Source organism: Nostoc sp., assembly GCF_036917615.1.
In the GTDB taxonomy this organism is placed as follows: domain Bacteria; phylum Cyanobacteriota; class Cyanobacteriia; order Cyanobacteriales; family Nostocaceae; genus Nostoc.
In genome coordinates this window covers 20,510-40,396 of the sequence record NZ_JBALCZ010000009.1, presented here as the reverse complement: position 1 = coordinate 40,396, position 19,887 = coordinate 20,510, and the positions used below count along the sequence as shown (strand labels likewise).

16 protein-coding genes and 1 pseudogene are annotated in these 19,887 nt (G+C 41.7%); 9 read left to right on the top strand and 8 right to left on the bottom strand.

The window, feature by feature from the left end; translation table 11 throughout:
- Window positions 1-157 precede the first annotated feature (157 nt).
- A complete protein-coding gene (locus tag V7K85_RS00945) occupies window positions 158-1,042 on the bottom strand; it encodes a hypothetical protein (protein WP_334810794.1) in 885 nt (294 codons plus the stop codon).
- 136 nt (window positions 1,043-1,178) lie between these two features.
- Here V7K85_RS00945 and V7K85_RS00940 point away from each other — a divergent pair, with 136 nt between their 5' ends.
- From V7K85_RS00940 to V7K85_RS00925, 4 genes are all read left to right on the top strand, one after another.
- Window positions 1,179-2,096: a metallophosphoesterase family protein gene (locus V7K85_RS00940; RefSeq protein ID WP_334810793.1), complete on the top strand. Its 918-nt coding sequence runs from the start codon at window positions 1,179-1,181 to the stop codon at window positions 2,094-2,096.
- A 2-nt stretch (window positions 2,097-2,098) separates the two neighbouring features.
- Window positions 2,099-3,361, top strand: a complete 1,263-nt coding sequence (locus V7K85_RS00935; RefSeq protein ID WP_334810792.1) for an AAA family ATPase — start codon at window positions 2,099-2,101, stop codon at window positions 3,359-3,361.
- On the top strand, window positions 3,358-4,002 hold the full coding sequence (locus tag V7K85_RS00930) for a retron system putative HNH endonuclease (RefSeq protein WP_334810791.1): 645 nt from the start codon (window positions 3,358-3,360) through the stop codon (window positions 4,000-4,002). Before V7K85_RS00935 ends, V7K85_RS00930 begins: the two co-directional genes overlap by 4 nt.
- Window positions 4,003-4,092: 90 nt before the next feature.
- A complete protein-coding gene (locus V7K85_RS00925) occupies window positions 4,093-4,386 on the top strand; it encodes an antibiotic biosynthesis monooxygenase family protein (protein ID WP_334810790.1) in 294 nt (97 codons plus the stop codon).
- Window positions 4,387-4,434: 48 nt separating this feature from the next.
- Here V7K85_RS00925 and pcrA read toward each other — a convergent pair whose 3' ends face one another.
- Both pcrA and V7K85_RS00915 read right to left on the bottom strand, forming a co-directional pair.
- On the bottom strand, window positions 4,435-6,759 hold the full coding sequence (pcrA, locus tag V7K85_RS00920; RefSeq protein ID WP_334810789.1) for a DNA helicase PcrA: 2,325 nt from the start codon (window positions 6,757-6,759) through the stop codon (window positions 4,435-4,437).
- 150 nt (window positions 6,760-6,909) lie between these two features.
- Window positions 6,910-7,614: a glutathione S-transferase family protein gene (locus V7K85_RS00915; protein ID WP_334810788.1), complete on the bottom strand. Its 705-nt coding sequence runs from the start codon at window positions 7,612-7,614 to the stop codon at window positions 6,910-6,912.
- 488 nt (window positions 7,615-8,102) lie between these two features.
- On the opposite strand from V7K85_RS00915, the gene V7K85_RS00910 reads away from it, so the two are divergent.
- The 3 genes from V7K85_RS00910 to V7K85_RS00900 are packed head-to-tail and all read left to right on the top strand — an operon-like array spanning window position 8,103 to window position 10,117.
- Window positions 8,103-9,071, top strand: coding sequence for a sodium-dependent bicarbonate transport family permease (locus tag V7K85_RS00910; protein WP_334810787.1), 969 nt, complete (start codon window positions 8,103-8,105; stop codon window positions 9,069-9,071).
- A gap of 4 nt (window positions 9,072-9,075) precedes the next feature.
- Complete coding sequence (locus tag V7K85_RS00905; protein ID WP_334810786.1) at window positions 9,076-9,387, top strand: P-II family nitrogen regulator; 312 nt, start codon at window positions 9,076-9,078, stop codon at window positions 9,385-9,387.
- 28 nt (window positions 9,388-9,415) lie between these two features.
- On the top strand, window positions 9,416-10,117 hold the full coding sequence (locus V7K85_RS00900) for a carbonic anhydrase (protein ID WP_334810815.1): 702 nt from the start codon (window positions 9,416-9,418) through the stop codon (window positions 10,115-10,117).
- Window positions 10,118-10,444: 327 nt separating this feature from the next.
- Here V7K85_RS00900 and V7K85_RS00895 read toward each other — a convergent pair whose 3' ends face one another.
- Window positions 10,445-12,118, bottom strand: coding sequence for a sensor histidine kinase (locus V7K85_RS00895; protein ID WP_334810785.1), 1,674 nt, complete (start codon window positions 12,116-12,118; stop codon window positions 10,445-10,447).
- A gap of 1,002 nt (window positions 12,119-13,120) precedes the next feature.
- On the opposite strand from V7K85_RS00895, the gene V7K85_RS00890 reads away from it, so the two are divergent.
- A complete protein-coding gene (locus V7K85_RS00890) occupies window positions 13,121-13,558 on the top strand; it encodes a CAAD domain-containing protein (protein WP_334810784.1) in 438 nt (145 codons plus the stop codon).
- 542 nt (window positions 13,559-14,100) lie between these two features.
- Here the strand turns inward: V7K85_RS00890 and V7K85_RS00885 are convergent.
- Both V7K85_RS00885 and V7K85_RS00880 read right to left on the bottom strand, forming a co-directional pair.
- Window positions 14,101-15,270, bottom strand: coding sequence for an S-layer homology domain-containing protein (locus tag V7K85_RS00885; protein ID WP_334810783.1), 1,170 nt, complete (start codon window positions 15,268-15,270; stop codon window positions 14,101-14,103).
- A 247-nt stretch (window positions 15,271-15,517) separates the two neighbouring features.
- Window positions 15,518-15,649, bottom strand: a pseudogene (locus tag V7K85_RS00880) (Uma2 family endonuclease); the annotation flags it as partial.
- Between the two features lie 139 nt (window positions 15,650-15,788).
- Here V7K85_RS00880 and V7K85_RS00875 point away from each other — a divergent pair.
- Complete coding sequence (locus V7K85_RS00875) at window positions 15,789-17,147, top strand: sensor histidine kinase (RefSeq protein WP_334810782.1); 1,359 nt, start codon at window positions 15,789-15,791, stop codon at window positions 17,145-17,147.
- Between the two features lie 120 nt (window positions 17,148-17,267).
- On the opposite strand, the gene V7K85_RS00870 is transcribed toward V7K85_RS00875, so the two are convergent.
- Both V7K85_RS00870 and V7K85_RS00865 read right to left on the bottom strand, forming a co-directional pair.
- Window positions 17,268-18,347: a sensor histidine kinase gene (locus tag V7K85_RS00870; protein WP_334810781.1), complete on the bottom strand. Its 1,080-nt coding sequence runs from the start codon at window positions 18,345-18,347 to the stop codon at window positions 17,268-17,270.
- A gap of 7 nt (window positions 18,348-18,354) precedes the next feature.
- Window positions 18,355-19,512, bottom strand: coding sequence for an FIST signal transduction protein (locus V7K85_RS00865; RefSeq protein WP_334810779.1), 1,158 nt, complete (start codon window positions 19,510-19,512; stop codon window positions 18,355-18,357).
- Window positions 19,513-19,887 lie beyond the last annotated feature (375 nt).

Below are 19,887 nucleotides of genomic sequence, written 5' to 3'. Positions count from 1 at the left end.
TTTACAGTGGAGAGAAACAAGCATTTTACGCTTACGCAAAAAAGGGTATGGTTTTTCTAAATCCCTATTACAAAACTTAATTACGAATTACGTTAGCGTTTGCCTAGCGTCTCCAAGAGTTGCGGTAGCGAGACATTGAGCGTCATTACGAATTATTTTAACTTGTTCTTTGCCGTTTAAAAATCACAATTTCAGTACCAACAACTGGGTTACGCGCTATCAGCCTATCCTGGGAGTCAAGAATTTCTAAATGGGTAAAATCAAGTTCTTGAGAACGTTGTAATATCTCAGCAGCTAGTTTATCCTGCTGAGATTCCTTGAGAGTGTACCAATCGTCACTAATTTTGACTGTAAGATTGCTGGTGCGGAAGTTGGCTTGAATTGACTTTATCAGACCAGAGGCAATGCGATCGCTAGTTTCGGCTACCTGATTTTCAATAGCCGCAATCAAGGCTTGTTCTGGTGTCAATTCTATGGTTGGTGTCGGAGTTGGCGTTGGCGTGGGAATTGGTTCTGGTTCTGCTTCCAGCGTTGGTGGGGTAGTTTGTACTTCTGGCGGCGGCGTAATTTCCTTTGGTGGCTGTGGCGGCTGTGGTTCCGGTGCGACTGACTCCGGTGGAGTAGTTATTATTGGTGTTGGTACAGGAACCTCCTGAATCGGTGGAACTGTTGCTATTTCAGTAGGTTTACCAGTAAAAACAGTCGCAGTTGTCCAAACGAGAATTACAGCAATTGCAGTAACAATTCCCGTCAAAGCTGTATCTGATAACTTTGTTGACAAATTTGATGGTAAAAACAAGCGGATTGTCCTTAACAGTCCACCCCACCGCAACTGAAGCTGCTGGAAAAAACTGGGTGTTTCCTCGCTACCAGGTGGGGGTGCTGTCTCCAGTTTCTCCACCGTTACTTCTAAAACCCCAATCGTCCCTTGGAGAAGTTGGATAATTTTAGCCTTCCAAAATGGCTGAACTCTCTGATAAGGTTTTTGGGGAGGTTGAGTTACCTGCTCATCCGTCGGTTTTGACTGATTGTCTTGTGACATGGAACTTTCACCAAAAGCAGCGAATCAAAGACAAACAACGTACATTATTACTGGTGCTGCCTTCTTTTGCCTTAATGTATCACTTCATTGCTCATTGTTTCTGCTGAACTAACTATTTATTAAATTTGGTGAATATATGAACCTGAAACGCCGTCAATTTTTATTTTTAAGTAGCCTCAGCGCCATTGGTACAGGATTTTTAGGCTGGATGTTAACTGACCAAAATCATCAAAGTGCTGATATTACGGATTCAACAACAGCTATAGCCGCCAATCCACCCAAAAAAGACTTGTTATTACGTTTTGTGTCTGTTGCAGATACAGGGACTGGGGCTAAAGGGCAGTATGCTGTGGCTGGAGCAATGAATGCCTATCACAAGAAAAATCCTTATGATTTAGTAGTTTTAGCCGGAGACAATATTTACAACGACGGTGAAATTGAGAAAATTAATGCAGTTTTTGAGCGTCCCTACCAAGCTTTACTAAAGCAAGGTGTGAAATTTCAGGCTTGTTTAGGTAATCACGATATTCGTACTGCTAATGGTGATCCCCAAGTCAAGTATGCTGGCTTTAATATGAAGGGACGTTACTATACATTTAAACGTAATCAAATACAATTTTTCGCTTTAGATACTAATAGTAATGTTGATTGGAAAAATCAGCTAACTTGGTTAGAAAAAGAATTAAGTCTTAGTAAAGCTCCTTGGAAAGTGGTGTTTGGACATCATCCGATTTATTCATCGGGTCAGTATGGGAGTAATCCAGGTTTTATTAAAACTTTCACTCCTCTATTTCAAAAATACGGTGTTCAACTTTATATCAATGGCCACGAACATAGTTATGAACGGACTCGTGCTATTGATGGTACAACTTATTTAATTTGTGGCGCAGGTGCAGGCAATCGTCCTGTAGGGCGTTCCGAGTGGACAGAGTATTCCACCAGTGATTTAAGTTTTGCCTTTTATGAGGTGTATAAAGATAGAATAGAAGTTGGTGCGATCGCTACTGATAATCGCGTTTTTGATAAAGGCATTATTCAATTAAAATCAGCGTAATTATGATGAAAGTCAAGCGTCTTAAAATGCAATCCTTCCGTGGAATCGGTGATTTGACGCTTGAGTTCGATGAAAGAGGGCCAATAGTACTTATTGGTATTAATGGGGTGGGTAAATCGAGTATTCTTGACTGCCTTGCTATTCTCTTATCGCGTTTTACAAGCTCAATTCAACACTCAACACCTTCTGGAAGACTCTTTTGTGAGGAAGACATTACTAATGGGCAAAAGGAAACACATAACGAAATTATTATCTCATTGAATGCTGAAGAAGCAATATGGTCTTTAACAAAAGTTCGGAAAGGAAGAAGCAAAGATACTAGCAGCAACCTGTCAGCTATAACAAAGGCCGCTGAAAATATTAAAAAAGATTTACATACATCTGATCAGTTCAATATTCCTGTTTTAGTTTATTATTCCACAAATCGTGCAGTACTAGATATTCCTTTCAAGATTCGCACAAAGCATTCATTTGAACAAATAGATGTCTATGAAAATGCACTTAGAGGAGTAGGAAGTGAGTTCATAATATTCTTTGAATGGTTTAAAAAACAAGAAGATTTAGAGAATGAGTTACGGCTAGAAGACAATTCTAGTTATCGGGATAGGCAATTAGAATCAGTGAGGCAAGCCATATCTTCATTAATACCGAGTTTTTCTAATTTACGCGTGCGTCGTTCCCCGCTGATGAGGATGACTGTACAAAAACAAGGTGAAGAACTTATAGTTAATCAGCTATCTGATGGTGAAAAATGCTTGCTGGCAATGGTGGGAGATTTAGCAAGACGATTGGCAATTGCCAACCCAGGTTTACCAGATCCACTCCAAGGTAGTGGTGTTGTTTTAATTGATGAAATTGAACTACACTTACACCCGAACTGGCAACGGGAAATTATTCCAGCTTTGACAAAAACATTCCCTCATTGTCAATTCATTGTTACTACCCATTCACCTCAGGTAATTAGTGATGTTAAACCTACAGAAATTTATATTTTAGAAAATACTGATATGGGTGTTATTGCTAAACATCCAGAAAGTTCCTATGGGAGAGATAGCAATTATATATTAGAAAATGTGATGGACGATCGAAGTCGTCGCGAGGATATTAAGAAAAGTCTTTTGGAACTGTTTAGGCTAATTGATGCGGGAAATTTGGAAGACGCTAGGAAATTACGTCAATATTTAGCAGCAGAAATTGGAGCTAATGAACCAGAGTTTGTGAAAGCAGATGTACTTATCCGCCGAAAGGAAATTCTTAATCGATGAAATATATTCAAAAGTGTAAAGAGCCAAGTAGTTTTACAGAATGGAAAAACAGGCGAACTAATAAGACAACTCTCTGGACAAAAATTAAGCAAGCTGTGAAAAGTAATCTGCATGAAACGTTACTTCATGAACAGGGTTACATATGTTGCTATTGTGGTGCTTCTCTCAAGGGGAATGAATCCCATATAGAACACTTCAAACCCAAAAGTTTGTATACAACATTGACATTTGAATACATGAATTTAATGATTTCATGTCAAGGAGAAGATGAAGAAAAACCTCGTGTACCAGTACATTGTGGACATAAAAAAAATAATTGGTATGAGGAAGATTTATTAGTTTCACCCTTAATCTCAAATTGCGCTGATTTTTTTAAATACCCTGCTTCTGGCGAAATTTTACCAACAGATGATCTAGATAAAAATCTTGCTGCTAAAGAAACGATTGAGAAGCTTGCACTCAATATCAGCAAGCTACAAGATATGCGTAGGCTAGCAATTGACGCTGCATTGCTTGCTACTGACGGTTTAACTGAAGCAGAAATACAGCTACTTGCTCAAGGTTATGAGCAACTGGATGCTAACGGTCAATATACTCCGTTTTGTGCTGCTATTAGCTATTTTTTTAAGAATTATTTTTGATTCAAGAAAGTGTGTGTACGCGTAGCCCGTCGTAGCATCGCATTCACCTTATACTAAATAACATTAGCTTAATTATCAACGCAAAATTTTATGATTCTTGAGGCAGTTATGCTTCATGTTAAATCTGGTCTAGAATCCGATTTTGAAGCTGCTTTCAAAAAAGCTTCTAAATTTATTTCCTCAATGGACGGATATTTATCCCATGAATTGCATAGATGTATAGAAGTCCAAGGTAAATACTTATTACTTGTCAGATGGGAAAGTTTAGAATCTCATACTGTGGGATTTAGAAGTTCTGCTGAGTATCAAGAGTGGAAAAAACTTCTGCATCATTTTTATGAACCATTTCCCACTCTTGAACACTTTGAAGAAATTGAAATATGAAAAACAAGATCCCCAATTTCTCAAAGAAGTCGGGGATCTGCGGTTGCATCACTCTACTCGTTGCAACTGCGCTACTCTTGGATCAACAATTTTTTGTCCCAAGCTGGAAAATTTAATTGCCACAGACATCTTATTACCCGTTCCAAAAACATGAGTTATTTCACCTACACCAAAAGTTTTATGTAATACTTGATCGCCTACTTTCCAATTCTGGGTTGCGTCTTGTTTACCACTAGGAGTAGAGGCACTTTTAGTATAACTTTGACGACTCAGGTGTTTGGTAGATAATAATTCTTCTGGTAATTCGTCAAGAAATTGCGATCGCATGGCAGGTTCACGAGAACCATACAAACGACGTTCACGCGCGTATGATAAAAATAACCGCTCTTGGGCGCGAGTAATCCCCACATAACACAAGCGGCGTTCCTCTTCCAAAGATGCGGGATCACTCAATGAACGGTAGCCGGGAAATAGTCCCTGTTCTAATCCCACCAAAAATACTACGGGAAATTCCAAACCTTTGGAAGCGTGCAAAGTCATTAAAGAAACGGCTGTTTGCCCTTCTTTTAAATTATCCAAATCGGAACTGAGGGCAGCACTACTCAGAAAGTCTTGAAGGGAAACCTCTTCGTTTTCTTCTTGAAATTGCAGTGCGGCGTTAAAAAGTTCTTGGACGTTTTGTACCCGATCTGTGGCTTCATCTGTGCCTTGACTCATCAAGTCTTGAACATAACCAGAGTCTTCTAATATTCCTTGTAAAACCTCAGTTACGGGAAGCGTGCCGATTTGTCCTTGCCAACGGCTAATCATTGCAGCAAAGCTATTCACCGCTTTTGTCGCCCGTCCAGCTAATGTATTAACTGATGTTTCATCGCTGAGTATTTCCCACAAAGTTGTCCCTAATTGTTGGGAGGCGTTCACCAAAGCATCAATAGTGGTTTTGCCAACTCCCCGGCGGGGAGTATTGATGACTCGCAATAAACTGACTGTATCAGATGGGTTAGCGATCGCTCTTAAATAAGCAATGACATCTTTAATTTCTTTGCGATCGTAAAATCTCATTCCCCCCACAACTGTGTAAGGAATTCGATATTTCACTAACAATTCTTCAAAGGGGCGAGATTGGGCATTTGTCCGATAAAGTATGGCAAAACTACCCCAGTTCAACTCTGGATTTTGCTGTTCTAAAGTGCGAATTTGATGAATTACAAAGTCGGCTTCTTCTAGTTCATTATCCGCTTTGTGACAAGTAATCTGTTCACCCGGCCCCCGCGTTGGTTTGAGGACTTTATCAATCCGTTGGGTGTTATTTTCAATCAGTTCATTAGCCGCTTGCAGAATGTTTTCACAAGAACGATAGTTTTCTTCCAGCTTAACCATCGTTCGGGTGTCATCATCTACCAAACCATCACCAAAGTCTTCCTGAAATCCCAACAAGATGGTGAAATCTGCCATCCGAAAGCTGTAAATTGATTGATCTGCATCCCCGACAACGAAAACTGAGCGATTTTGCCATTGCCATTCGCTCTTTCTGCTTTCGCCATTAGTAACTAATAAGTGGATTAGTTGATATTGAGTGCGGTTGGTATCTTGATATTCATCTACGAGGATATGGCGAAACTTCCGATGCCAGTAACCCAATACTTGCTCATTTTGCTGAAACAATCTAGTAGGTACGAGAATTAGATCATCAAAGTCGAGAGCGTTGTTTTCTGCTAACTTATCTTGATATAAATTGTAGACTTGGGCAATTACTCGTCCGCGATAATTGGGTTGTTCTTGCTCAAATTCTTGGGGTGATAAACCTTGGTTTTTAGCGTTACTAATAGCGTAGCGGACAGAGCGGGCGTCAAACTTCTTATCGTCTAAATTTAACTGTTTGTTGACGATTTCTTTGATCAGAGTCATCACATCTGATTCATCAAAGATTGAGAAATTGCGATTCCAACGGCGTCCTTTTTCGTCTACATATTTTTCGATATCAAAGCGGAGAATGCGAGAAAATAGACTGTGGAAAGTGCCACACCATAAGTCTTTGATCGTGTTTTTGTAAACTTGCGATCGCAATTGTGTTTGTTGATATTCTGTCAACAAATCAAAACGCTGACCGTGTTCCTTCATTGCCAGTTGTTCGGCAAACAGCCGTTGAATCCGGTCTTTCATCTCCCGTGCGGCTTTGTTGGTAAAAGTAACCGCCAGGATATTTTCTGGATCAACGCGGTGTTTCAGAATCAGATTGGCAATACGATAAGTCAGCGCTCGTGTTTTACCGGAACCTGCGCCAGCAACAACTAGCAACGGGCCGCAGTAATGTTCGACAGCTTGACGTTGGCTAGGGTTAAGGTGACTGAGAACGTCGATGGTTGTTGTCATGGATATGAAAAAGCGATGTCTACGACGGGCTACGCCTACGCCTGGTGTTACATCAATAGAGAGTCGCTATTGCCCAGGTTACAACATCCTAACGAAACTTGGTCAATAAAGATTGTGTGGCAATATTCTTAACCAGAATGGTACTCTATGTCACGACTCATATCCTAAGACCTTACGAGGTTCGCCATCAAAAGTATCAAGCATTCGATCGCGCCAGCTAAAAATTGGATCGTCTGCTACAAGTAAGGGAAATGCGCTAACGCTACGTGCCCATTGAAAAGCGCTAAACACCACATAATCTGCCCAAGCTGGTGCTTGTCCAGCTAGGAAGGTTTGATGCTGGAGAGTTCGACGCAGTGGGGTCAGGCTATTACCAAAGGTGACAACTCGTTGTTCTCGGTCGGCAGAGATTACCTCCAATGTTGCACCAAAAGCCTTTTCGCGTGTTTGGCGGAAGTAGTCTTTATCTTTTTCGTGTAGGTGCGAATAAATATCTGTGATAATCAATCGCACAATTTCAGGATTGAGTACTGCTTCCACCCAATCAGTTGTAAATCGGGATAACGACTTTCCAACTTCTCCACCAAATAGTGATGGGTACTGAGGGTAATTCTCTTCCAGATATTGAGCGATCGCCCAGGAATCGTAAACAACTTGCTCGCGATCGACTATTACTGGCACCTTACCTTGTCCAGAGAAGGCAATAGTTTCCTTTTCAGTAAAACGCCAAGGTACAGTTTCAAAGGGCAATCCCTTATGGAGTAGAGCCAGCCGCACGCGCCAGCAGTTAGGGCTAAAACGGCGATTGTCCTCAGCCCCTGCCAAATCGTACAGCCTAATTTTTGTCGATTGCATGATTGATTGTATTCCTGAAAATTCTCTGCTGTCCTGACGATTAAGCCTAGATTACTGCTAATTGAGGACAATTCGATCGAGCATCATCTATCCAGGATTTACGCCAAAAATTTACAAAACTATAGAATTTGTGTAGAAGCAATACCCTGCGGGAAGCCGCTTTGCGTCTAGATGAATTGCCCCTAAAATACGTTAATTTTTTCGACGCTAAATAGGTTGATCGCGAGTTCTTCTTACACTTTCTGTCGTAAGATCAGCGACGGGGAATCCAACATCAAAAAATGTTGGGCAAGCTCTCACTTTTTATATTCTCAGCGCTGTTTAACACCTAACCAATAAGTATTGTCACCAATAGGACGATTCACTCCTTGAGTACCCAATTGACATAGGGTAGTAATACACGATACATCACGATTCAACAACGTTAAATTTTTAAAGATGAAAAATTTCTTTAATTTCAGGTTTAACCAATACAAGGAGAGGTGGATATGGATCTGAGCTTAATTGTATCCAATATTTTGAATCCGCCAATCCTGTTTTTCTTTTTAGGCATGACTGCTGTTTTTGTCAAGTCTGATTTAGAAATTCCCGCACCAGTGCCCAAACTCTTTTCGTTGTATCTGCTGCTTGCGATTGGTTTTAAAGGAGGGGTAGAACTAATCAAAAGCGGTGTAACTCAGGAAGTAATCCTCACACTCGCGGCAGCAATGATGATGGCTTGTCTTGTTCCAATTTACACCTTTTTTATCCTGAAGTTGAAATTGGATACTTACGATGCGGCTGCGATCGCAGCAACCTACGGCTCTATCAGTGCCGTCACCTTCATCACAGCTAGCGCTTTTTTAACTGAGCTTGGGATTACTTTTGATGGTTACATGGTGGCAGCCCTTGCCCTGATGGAATCTCCAGCTATTATAGTAGGTCTAATTTTGGTGAATATATTCACCGCCGATGGAAAGCGGGACTTTTCGTGGCCGGAAGTTTTGCAAGAAGCATTTCTTAATAGTTCAGTTTTTCTATTAGTCGGTAGTCTATTAATAGGTGTCTTGACAGGAGAACGCGGTTGGCATGTATTAGAACCCTTTACTCAAGGGTTATTTTATGGCGTTCTCACTTTCTTTTTACTGGACATGGGACTAGTCGCTGCTAGAAGAATTAAAGACTTGCAAAAAACCGGAGTTTTCCTGATTTTATTTGCCATACTAATTCCTATACTCAATGCAGGTATTGGGTTGCTGATTGCCAAATTCATCGGTATGCCTCGCGGAGATTCGCTGTTGTTTGCTGTATTGTGTGCCAGTGCTTCTTACATTGCTGTCCCAGCAGCTATGCGGATGACTGTTCCCGAAGCAAATCCCAGCCTGTATGTTTCTACCGCTCTAGCAGTGACTTTCCCATTCAATATTATTGTGGGAATTCCGTTATATCTCTACGGAATTAACCTATTTTGGAGGTAATAATATGCACGTAGTTAAAAAGATAGAAATTATTGCCAACTCCTTTGAGCTTGCCAAAATTTTAGATAATTTAGACAAGTCGGGTGTACATAACCATGCCGTAATCCGAAATGTTGCTGGTAAAGGATTACGAGGAACGACAGAAGATTTAGACATGACGATGCTTGATAATGTTTACGTCCTCGCGTTTTGTATGCCAGAAGAACTCAAGCGTGTTGTAGAAAATATCAAACCACTTCTCAACAAGTTCGGAGGTACTTGCTACGTTTCGGATGTGATGGAAATTCGCTCTGTCAGATGTATAGCGTCGATTTAGGAGAGTTATAAATTCAATGAAGCATTTCATGGAACGTCGTGACTTTTTAAAGTTAGGGATGACTGGGGCGTTTGGAATGATGTTAACTGCCAGCGATTTACTCTGGCAGGTTGAACAGGCTAAAGCTGCCGAAATACCCTCAACCTCCCCTGAATCCCTCAGTCCCGATGCAGCCTTGCAAAAGCTGATGCAGGGGAATCAGCGGTTTATTACTCATAAACCCCAATACCCCGATCAATCTGCGCTGCGGTTGCAGGAAGTTGCTCAAGCTCAACATCCGTTTGCAACTATTCTCAGTTGTGCGGATTCACGAGTCCCCGCAGAAATTGTTTTTGATCAGGGTATTGGGGACATCTTTGATGTTCGGATTGCCGGAAATATTGCCACCCCTGAAGCGATCGGCAGTATTGAATATGCAGTTGTCTTGTTAGGTTCTCCGCTGCTGATGGTAATGGGTCATGAGCGTTGTGGGGCTGTAACCGCAGCTGTACAAGACGAATCGTTACTCGGTGACATTGGTACTTTTGTTAAGGCAATTAAGCCAGCCGTGGAAAAGGTCAAGAGTCAGTCGGGTGACGCGGTTGAAAATGCTGTGGTGGCAAATGTGCAATATCAACTTGAACGGTTAAAGCGATCGCAGCTTTTAACTAAGCAAGTGGAATCGGGCAAATTGAAAATTGTCGGGGGTCGTTACGACTTGGATACAGGGAAGGTGAATATCATTACCTAATTCGGCAGAGGATTATCAACACTTAAACAATTCAAAATTCTTGTATTGAAGACAGTTTCAGCCCAGGTCAATAGCATTTATCAGTTGCACAGAATACAGGTTTTTCGTAGTGGCACACAGCTAGCTGTGTGCCACTACATTGCATCTAAATGAGAACAGCTATAAAGAAATCCTTGTCTGAAGACTTAAGCCCTGTGCCCTACCTCCTGCCCAACACTACTCGGATAAGTGTTTTTTCCTCCCCTGCTTCCCTACTTCCCCTGCTTAAGAACTGCTTACCTCGACAGATAAATTTCTGAACAGAGCAGTATTGGTCTCCTACCTCCTTCAATCCTGCACAGTCATTGGCAGACGAATGCTGAAAGTAGAGCCGACTCCCGGCTGACTTTTGACAATAATCTCACCACCCATCATCTGGCAAAAGTGGCGGCTAATTGCCAACCCCAGTCCTGTACCACCGTATTTTTTCGTCGTCGAGGTATCTCCTTGTGTAAAAGGTTGAAATAACTGCTGCTGTTGACGGTGAGACATACCTATACCTGTGTCGGTAACGGTAAAAGTAATCATCCCCAAAGGAACCTCTGGTCGTAATTCATCCTTTTCTCTGTTAACTGTCAGCGTCACCTTGCCGTTTGTAGTGAATTTACTCGCGTTGCTTAGTAAATTTAACAACACCTGCCGCATCCTAGTCTGATCGGCGTACATAGTGCCAAGTTGATGATCAAAATCCACTTCTAAAACATTGGCATTTTTTTCTATAGCTGGTTTGACTGTGAGGACAACGTTATGAATCAGCGTCGCAATCTCGAATGTCTCTGGATAGAGGGCCATTTTCCCGGCTTCAATTTTTGACAAGTCGAGGATTTCGTTAATTAAGTGCAGTAGATGCTTACCAGCAGAGTTAATTGTTTCTAAATCTGTGATAAAGTCTGCCGATAAACCAAGATCGGTGGCGTCCTCTTCTAAAAGTTGGCTCAAGCCAATCACAGCATTTAATGGTGTGCGTAATTCGTGGCTGACATTGGCCAAAAATACGCTTTTTGCTTTGCTAGCAGCTTCGGCTAATTCTTTAGCTTGTTGTAGTTCTTTTGTTCGTTCAGATACTCGCTCAATCAGACGATTTAGAGATTTGGCGAGTAGGCCAATCTCATCTTCAGTGGTGACAGGAGCTCGCAAATCGAAATTAGATTTTCTTGCAACTTGTTCAGCTACTTGGGTGACAGTAATCACTGGTTCAGCGATCGCTCGACTAGTACGCCACGCTACAATAGCTGCGATCGCCACTGAAACCAGCATACTTATGATCACAATGAATCGCTCAACTACTTTTGCCTGCTGAACGGCTTTTTGCCTTTCTTGCTCTTGATCTTCAGCAGTTTGCAGGATGTTAGTCAAGCTTTGAGAAAGCTGGTCTAGCCGCATGGCTGTTTCACCACGCATAATTGTCAATAACTGCGATCGGGCAGAAGAAATTTGCTTCTGCTGCACTTGTTGGGAGTCAATTTTCTTTAAAACGACCTCGATTTGGTCAACGTAAGCTTTTAAATTAGTCTTGTAATCCAGCAATAACATCTGTAAAGTCGAACTTGTTGCTGCTAGTCTTTGAGGTTTACTATCGATAAACCCGGCAATTTTTGACTCTAGTTCCTTGGCTTTTTCAACATTCTTCAGAAAATCAGCTTTTTTGCTTTGCAGCTGTTGTGAATTTTCCAATACAGCAACTAGGTTAGAGCTATGTAATTGCGCCCCTACTACTGCATCTTTATAATTACTCAGTAGTTGTCCTTGTTGATAGGCTTGATTGAATTGCCTGACTTCCCTTCCCCGGTAGTAGTTGGCGATCACTAATCCAGTCAGTGAGCCAAAAAAGCCAATTCCGATAGCTACAAAGTACCCATAGCCAATTTTTTGATGGATGCGCCAAGAACTGGCTTTGAGTTTCCCTCGTGAGGGAAACTCTATAGTCGGGAGTTCGTCTGTCGATGGCTCTTCGGCTGACACTTTTTTGCTTTCTGAACTGTTGTCGATAGGGGTTGGCTTTTGAGGAAAGCATTTCTCAAACCTCCTTGCCTTCCCACAAAAATCACTAAATCAGTCTAGCTTGTGCAACCACTTCAATTGGTGATTAACATCTACATTATCTTCTTTTATAGCAAGAGCAAATAATTGCTTACTAGATAATTAGCATAACCTTATATAGTTATGAGTGGTTTTGATAGCAGTGTTTCTAAGTACACTTACTGACAGCGAACAGAATTCACTTTTTTCAGCAACAACGAATAATTTCCTGCACTAAAGACCTGTCTGAGACCGTCTTATCGTTACCACACCACTTTCCTCAATATACAATTGATAGCAATGAGTTCTTGCCATCAGGTATGCCACTACTCTACCTTACAGCTTCCTTATGAAATTAATACAATCAGGAAAAAAACAAAAGCTCTAATATTCGTTGGGCATTGGGCATTGCTATTTCCCCCTTGCTCCCTTGCTCCCCAGGCACACATATCATAAAATAGTTCTAAAGTCTAGTCTATGTGAATACACAAAAACTTTTATTACATATTAATATCAATACGAATGCGTTAATTGACGAAGGCGGCTTAAGATAGCTTTAATATCAGATAAAATCGGCTTTTAGGCTTATATAAATGAGAGGTGAACTGATTTTTGCATGATTTGTACTTAGATTTAGTACGATTATGAGCAAATGACACGGAATGGGATAATCACAACCTAAGGATTCCAGTTGATTCAAAAAAATAACTCAGAAAGTTGATTATAATACATCCTGCTGCCTTCTGAGTTTTATCCTCCTACTGACTTTCTACCTTCTAGTTGATGCAGTAGATATTACGGGGCAATTATGGTTATAGGACACAAAACCCTTTTGTGCCCTTTACCCAATTGTATTGATGCACTTGTGCATTACCTAATCAACAGCCTTTTGGTTGTAATTATCCAGATTAGAAAAACTCAACTGTCAAATATATAGGACTGAAAATGCCAGAACAAGAATTTACGGAAACCGCATCTAAAGAGACTACAGTGGCAGAGATCAACAGCCAGACGGGAACTATCACCAAACTCCAGCCTTCCGCACAGTCTCAAGATGAATGGCTAAAATACGGTGAGCAAATTTCTAGCTTTTTAGCAACATTGCCAGACTATCTGGGAAGTTTCTTTAATCAATATAAGCAACCCCTGGTTACTGTTGGTTTAATTGTGGGATCAATTGTTGGGGTTAAAGTACTCTTGGCAATATTAGATGCTTTGAATGATATCCCCTTGGTAGCACCTACTTTTGAGTTGATTGGTATTGGTTACTCTGCTTGGTTTGTTTACCGCTATTTACTCAAAGCCTCAACCAGGAAAGAGTTAACTAGTGAAATCACCACTCTGAAATCACAAGTGGTCGGTAAAGAAATTCCAGAAGCTTAATATCTGACTATTGCTTCTCCTGCAAAGACGCTAGGCAAATGCTTTAATTCAAAATCACGCCCTGTTCTGATCTAAGCAGGACTTACGCAAAAAGGCAGTGAAAGCCTTGATTTACCGTAGGAGCAATTCATGAATTGCGCCTATATTTCGTACTTGATGCGTAAGTCCTACAAAGGAAGACTTAGATCAGACTTTTCTCAAAATTAAGAATTTTTTTTGAATTTCTAATTTTGCGGAAAGTCTAAGCGCCGCTTCCGGCGATAGCGCAGCCCAAGGTAGAGAAGAGGCTACGCCAACGAGTCCGCGTACCCCTACAGTACCCCTACAATACAAGCAAGCTAGTAAGAGCGTCCGCACCAGAGCGTCTAGCTGGGCCATCCCGTCCCTTGCGCGTCTCTCTCAGGAGAAGGATACAGAACTTTCCAAGACAAATTTTCAATTCCGCCGCAGGGTTTGACTAAGAAGCAGGGGAGGAGGGGAGCAATAAAGAATTTTTCTCCTGTGATCCTCTGCCTCTTTGTTGAATACTTTCCCTACCAAGCTCACTGAGACGAGCCTCCTGCGGACAAGTTCCCTTTTAGATTCTGGTTTGGAGTGCGCGAAAGTCCTGGGAAGACGCTGGGCGATGCCTGCGGCGGGCTAGGCCTACGCACAATGTTTTCAGATGAGATTCCCTCCAACTTGCCCCGTTTTACTAAAGCTTGATGAATCATCGCCGCAACTTCAGCCCGACTAGCTACTTTGTTGGGAGCAAGAATTTGGGGATTTGGATAGTTAACTACCAGACCATTGGCTGTAGCAGCGGCTATTTTGCTGCTAGCGTAGGTTGGAATATCTTTAGCATCTTTATAGACACTTAATATCTGATTTGGGGAAGTGGGTGCTTTCAAATTCAACCCACTAACAAGGGCAACTAAAACTTGCACTCGCGAAATATTTTGTTGTGGTTTGAAGGTTTTTTTCGGGTAGCCTTTGAGAAATCCGGCACTGATGGCTTGGTCAATTGCTGGAGTTGCCCAGAATTTTGCTGGTACATCTTGAAATGCGATCGCAGTCTTAGACGGTTCTTGGTCAAAGGCTTTTTGCAGTATGGCAGCAAATTCGGCGCGGTTTACAGGCTGATTTGGTCTAAAAGAATAATCAGGAAACCCCTTGAGAATACCACGGGAAGAAAGAACATCTATAAAACGCCGACCCCAGAAGTTATTCGGCACATCGTTAAATGCAATTGGCGGGGGAATGATTGATTTTTGTTTTGCCGGAGTTACTAAAGGCAATGCTAATGATGTAATTGATGACTCCAGTCCTGCTGAAGAGGATACAGGCGTCTGTGGTTGTGGGGATTGAGTTGGGATTACCTGAGCAGATGGTAACACTGTGCGGGAAGGAGTTGCGCTGTTAGTAGGGAATGAAGATGTCTTGGGTTCAACAACAGCCTCAGGTGGAGAAGAGGGCAAAACGTTGTTGGGGACTGCATTTGGTTCTACCTTGGGACTACGGGAGGGCAATACTTGATTTGGTTGAACACTAAAAGACGGAGTGGAAGAAGGCGACAGCAGCCCGTTTAAGTTCCAGCTAGAATCCCTGCGGGACAACGACCAAAAAAGAATCGCTCCGATAGTGGTGAAGGCAACCAGAATGGCTATAAATTCATCAAAGCCAAGGGCAGTTCTTTGGGATGACTCCGGTTCGGAAGGAGGTTTATTTGTCATCGTGATTACCCTGGTAGCAGTAAAATTTGTGTCTAAACAAATTAAGCCACAGATGACTCTTTTACACCAGCCCTTTTCAATTCGTAATTCGTAATACTCGCCTCCGGCGAGAAGCAAACTACCTAATTCGTAATTCGTAGCAAAATATTAGGCTTCTGGTTCAATGCCAAGCGATCGCTAACGACAAGCCGCTTCTCTACCAGACGCTACGCGTAGCTTGCTTCCCCGCAGGGGTACGCCAACGCGTCTACGCTAATTGGGTAGTTAGGCGATCAGCCCTTTGGCGTTGCTGTTCTGCCCTTTCCTCGCCACTCAACAACAAATTACCTTGTAAATCCCACCAACGCAGCCAGGGTAATTCCACATTCTGATAAACTCCTGTGCAAAAGATAAAAACGATTTTCACCTTGAAAGGGCTAGTCTTAGTAGATACCCAAACCGAAACCGAATTTAGAGGGTGACAGAATGTAAAATATTAACTTATTGTTTACCTGTCTTTGTAAAAATCAGGGTGTCTAGTGCCAGAAGAATTTAGTTACCAAATCTCACCACCATTTTTGTCTGTTGGTAGCGATCGCGATCTTGATGTAGAGTCAACCCTCCAAGAACTACCAATGTACAACTTCCCAGTGGAAATCAACCGCACTGGTATGGAAGTGGCTAATTTTTTGGAAAAATACCCTCTGCTACCAGGAGTAATTTTGGTAGAACAGGGAAAATTCATTGGGATGATTTCGCGGCGACGACTGCTAGAATTTTTGATTCGCCCCTATGGACAAGAGTTATTTGTTCAGCAACCATTAGCCGTTCTCTACAGCTATGCGCGGATACCGATATTGCTGCTTGCTGATACAACATCGATTTTAACTGCGATGCAACTTAGCTTAAAGCGATCGCCAGAATTCTTAGCAGAACCAATTGTAGTACAAACAGAATCTGGTACTTATAGATTGTTAGATGTACAAGAATTGAATATTATTTCTTGGCAAATTCGGGGAATCGACACTCTGGTGCGGTATGAACGCAGCCAAGCCCAAATGATTCAAAATGATAAAATGGCAAATCTGGGAGGTTTGGTAGACGGAGTAGCGCACGAAATTTTAGACCCAGTGGGTTTTATTTGGGGTAACATAACTTATGTCTCAACCTACAGCCAAGATTTACTAAAGCTGATAGCGGCTTATGACCAAGAGTTACCATCTGCTTCCCAGGCAATTAATCAGATTAAAGAAGATATTGAATTTGATTTTTTAGAACAAGATTTATCGCGATCGCTTGCTAGTATCCGCACTGGAGCGGAAAGATTAAAAAAACTTGTTACTAGCTTACAAAATTTCTGTCATATCGATGAGCTTTATCCTAAACCAGTAGATTTACACGCCTGCATAGATAGTATTATTTTACTAATTAATAGCCGTTTACAAAGAGAAATTGAAATTGTTAAGTACTACGGTCAATTACCTCCAGTTTATTGCTTTATGGGGCAATTAAACCAAGTTTTAATGAATATTTTCAGCGAAGTTGTGGATACTTTACTCAATGAAGCAGTGCGACAGCAGTTACATCTAGAAGATACAAAGACTGTTCAAAAAGCCCGAATTGAGATTACGACAGAAGTTATTTCCCAAGAAGCAAGCAACCCAGATGCACCAGATTCTCGCTGGATCTTAATTCGCATTGCTGACAATAGTTCTGGAATGTCTGAAGAATTGCAACAGCGAATTAAGGAATCTTTTTCTCTTGAAACAAAGACTGGTAAAAATACTAGTTTAGCAGTAAGTTATCGAATTATAACCGCGAGACATGGTGGAAAATTGAGTTTTCATTCACAGATTGGTATCGGTACGAAATTTGAAATTTTATTGCCTTTAGTTTGATTAAATCCCGTCTGCAAAAGCTTGTTTGGGGTTGATAAAATCTCGTTCCTAGTCTTTGACTGGAAACGAGGAATTTCTTTTCGGGTTGGGTAGGGTTTGAATACCCATGATCACGTTGCGTTAGATTACTTTACAAACTTGCTGCTGGATAGGAATTTGAACCACAAACTCCGTTCCTTTTCCAGGTGTCGAAAAAAATTCTAACTTGCCGCCATGTTTTTCGGTGATAATTTGATAGCTGATAGCCATTCCCATTCCTGTTCCCTTACCGACAGGTTTTGTTGTAAAGAAGGGATTGAAAATCTGTTTTTGAATCGATTCGGGAATTCCAGAACCATTGTCAGCGATCGCAATTTTTACCCATTGTGAATCAACGACAGAGGTACGAATCGTGATGCCACTGGGATTAAGCTGGATTTCCTGATAAGTCCGTTTGGTATTGAATTCTTCGAGCGCATCGAGCGCATTTACTAGAATGTTCATAAACACTTGGTTAATCTGCCCGGCGTAACATTTTACCTTTGATAAATTGCTGTAGTCTCTGATGACCTGAATCTCTGGGTTTTTGTCAGTGGCTTTGAGGCGGTGCTGTAAAATCATCAAAGTATTGTCGATGCCTTCATGAATATCCACCGCTTTGAACTCACTTTCATCTAGGCGGGAGAAGTTACGTAGTGAAAGCACAATATCCCGAATACGCTCCGTCCCGATATTCATTGAGTCCAATACCATAATCGCGTCTTTTTCTAGAAACTCTAAATCGATGGTTTTGCGTTCGGTTTGAATTTCAGCAGGTGGGTTGGGGAAGTAACGGTGATAAAGCTCGACTAGTCGCAATAAGTCATGGGTGTATTGGCTGATATAGCTGAGATTTCCGTAAATAAAGCTAACAGGATTGTTGATTTCGTGAGCAATGCCAGCCACCATTTGACCCAAGGCAGACATCTTTTCGCTTTGAATCATTTGAGCTTGCATATTATGCAAACTATTTAGCGTATTTTCTAACTCTTGACCTCTTTGCTGCAAGTCTGTCCGAGAGTCTTCTAACTCACAAATAACTTTTTTCAGTAAAAATTCCTTTGTTGCAATGTCAGTTTCTAGCTGGCGGCGTTCAGCTTCACAGCGTTCCAGCTTTTTTCGCAAGATACGGTTTGTCTTTTGCAACTCTTGGATTTGTATGGAATTGTCTTGGTTATCCATACACCACTCATTTTGTCCCTATTAGCAGTGTTACAAACGTTTTATTATGAAATCGTGTTTGACCTTTGCTCACTAAAGGAGCAATTTCACCATAAGCATAGAAACCACAACAAGGTAATGCCTTTGGTAAATGAGTTTTGACAATCTGATACTCCTGTTTAGCAAGAGTTCCCAAAATTCGCCGACGGGCTGCACAGGAAATAAGTAATGCTGCTGTTGGCTCCACACCGGGATAATCGGCAAGAGCATTCTTCAGGGATGCCTCAGAAGCTGACAGAATATTGTCACGAGTTACATCGGTAATTTGTACAATTGCCTGTTCCGGAATATCTGAGAAGAACGTCACACTACCAGACTGTTGATCGTAGTCATTCGGTGCCCGCATATAGAAATGATCTTGATCCTCAAAAACCGCCAGGGCATGAATCGCATAGTTAGTCGCAAATCGTTCTTCACCGAGATAGTGCCGATAGAAATCTAAGGCACGCTGTCCATCAATTTCATACACTACGTTGCCATCTACTTTAGTTACACGGCTACGTTGGCCAATGGGAGTCCAACCACAGGCAACTCCGTGGGAAAATAGTAGTTGTCCAGAGAACAGTAGCACTGGAACTGAATCACTTAAGACTTCTCCTTGGAAGAATTGGTAGGTTTTGTCAAAAGTATAGTCATCGGCAGCCGTTCCCCCAATGATCGGAACATGCTCTCCCAGACTTTGTTTTAAACCCTCTAAAATCAAGACCCCATTGCTCGTCAGACTATCGGGAAAGGTGAGGCATAATTGTGGCAAGGATGCACTCTTTGCCTTTGCTTGTGCGATCGCTTGTTGGGCTGCAAGGGCTGGATTTTTAGATGCTCCTCGTCCAATACCTGCCCGAATTTCCACTTCATCCGTAGCAAACAGCATTAAGGTTAGAGAATCTTGCTGAAACTCCAGAATTGAGGATATTTCTCCATTTGTAGTTCCACCAATCAACTCAATTCCGGGGAAAGCATCCTGGATGCGTTGCAAAATTAACGCATGGTCAAAGTCTATAGCAGTAAATAAAAGTCCAGCCTGAGGAGTTGACCCTGCTAAGGAACGGCTACATTCTTGAAGAACTTCAGCGATCGCATTTTGAGAATTAGGATCGTCACTATGACCAACAACAACTCGAAACACAACTACCTCATTGTAAGTTTGAATACCAGCGTGCTAATCCAATTCGGATGGCAGCACCTAGTAACCTACAATTAGACTTCCCACTTACTTGAACAAAATCTCAATTCACCTGACTTTTTCTTTTCCGCCTGATTACGCTTAGGTTAAGGCTTGATCCTCCCTAACCTCCTTAAAAAGGAGGGAATTAGAGCAGGCCTTTTTAAGGGGGGAACTGGAATCAAATTTCCCCAATTTATCTCTTAGCCACTGCGGGAACAGGGGGTTTTCCCCATGAGCAAGTGGCGGGGATTTAGGAGGATCTAAAACGTTTTGATACCGACAATAGGACTTTTAAAACATCCTCTAAGCCCCTTGTCAAAGATAGGCAAACTGACG

What these genes read in the sequence shown, in the direction of transcription:
- V7K85_RS00945 (WP_334810794.1), bottom strand. Translation starts at nt 1,042, where the DNA reads ATGTCACAAGACAATCAGTCAAAACCGACGGATGAGCAGGTAACTCAA.
- V7K85_RS00925 (WP_334810790.1), top strand. Translation starts at nt 4,093, where the DNA reads ATGATTCTTGAGGCAGTTATGCTTCATGTTAAATCTGGTCTAGAATCC.
- V7K85_RS00910 (WP_334810787.1), top strand. Translation starts at nt 8,103, where the DNA reads ATGGATCTGAGCTTAATTGTATCCAATATTTTGAATCCGCCAATCCTG.
- V7K85_RS00940 (WP_334810793.1), top strand. Translation starts at nt 1,179, where the DNA reads ATGAACCTGAAACGCCGTCAATTTTTATTTTTAAGTAGCCTCAGCGCC.
- V7K85_RS00930 (WP_334810791.1), top strand. Translation starts at nt 3,358, where the DNA reads ATGAAATATATTCAAAAGTGTAAAGAGCCAAGTAGTTTTACAGAATGG.
- V7K85_RS00885 (WP_334810783.1), bottom strand. Translation starts at nt 15,270, where the DNA reads ATGACAAATAAACCTCCTTCCGAACCGGAGTCATCCCAAAGAACTGCC.
- V7K85_RS00900 (WP_334810815.1), top strand. Translation starts at nt 9,416, where the DNA reads ATGGAACGTCGTGACTTTTTAAAGTTAGGGATGACTGGGGCGTTTGGA.
- V7K85_RS00915 (WP_334810788.1), bottom strand. Translation starts at nt 7,614, where the DNA reads ATGCAATCGACAAAAATTAGGCTGTACGATTTGGCAGGGGCTGAGGAC.
- V7K85_RS00890 (WP_334810784.1), top strand. Translation starts at nt 13,121, where the DNA reads ATGCCAGAACAAGAATTTACGGAAACCGCATCTAAAGAGACTACAGTG.
- V7K85_RS00935 (WP_334810792.1), top strand. Translation starts at nt 2,099, where the DNA reads ATGATGAAAGTCAAGCGTCTTAAAATGCAATCCTTCCGTGGAATCGGT.
- V7K85_RS00870 (WP_334810781.1), bottom strand. Translation starts at nt 18,347, where the DNA reads ATGGATAACCAAGACAATTCCATACAAATCCAAGAGTTGCAAAAGACA.
- pcrA (WP_334810789.1), bottom strand. Translation starts at nt 6,759, where the DNA reads ATGACAACAACCATCGACGTTCTCAGTCACCTTAACCCTAGCCAACGT.
- V7K85_RS00905 (WP_334810786.1), top strand. Translation starts at nt 9,076, where the DNA reads ATGCACGTAGTTAAAAAGATAGAAATTATTGCCAACTCCTTTGAGCTT.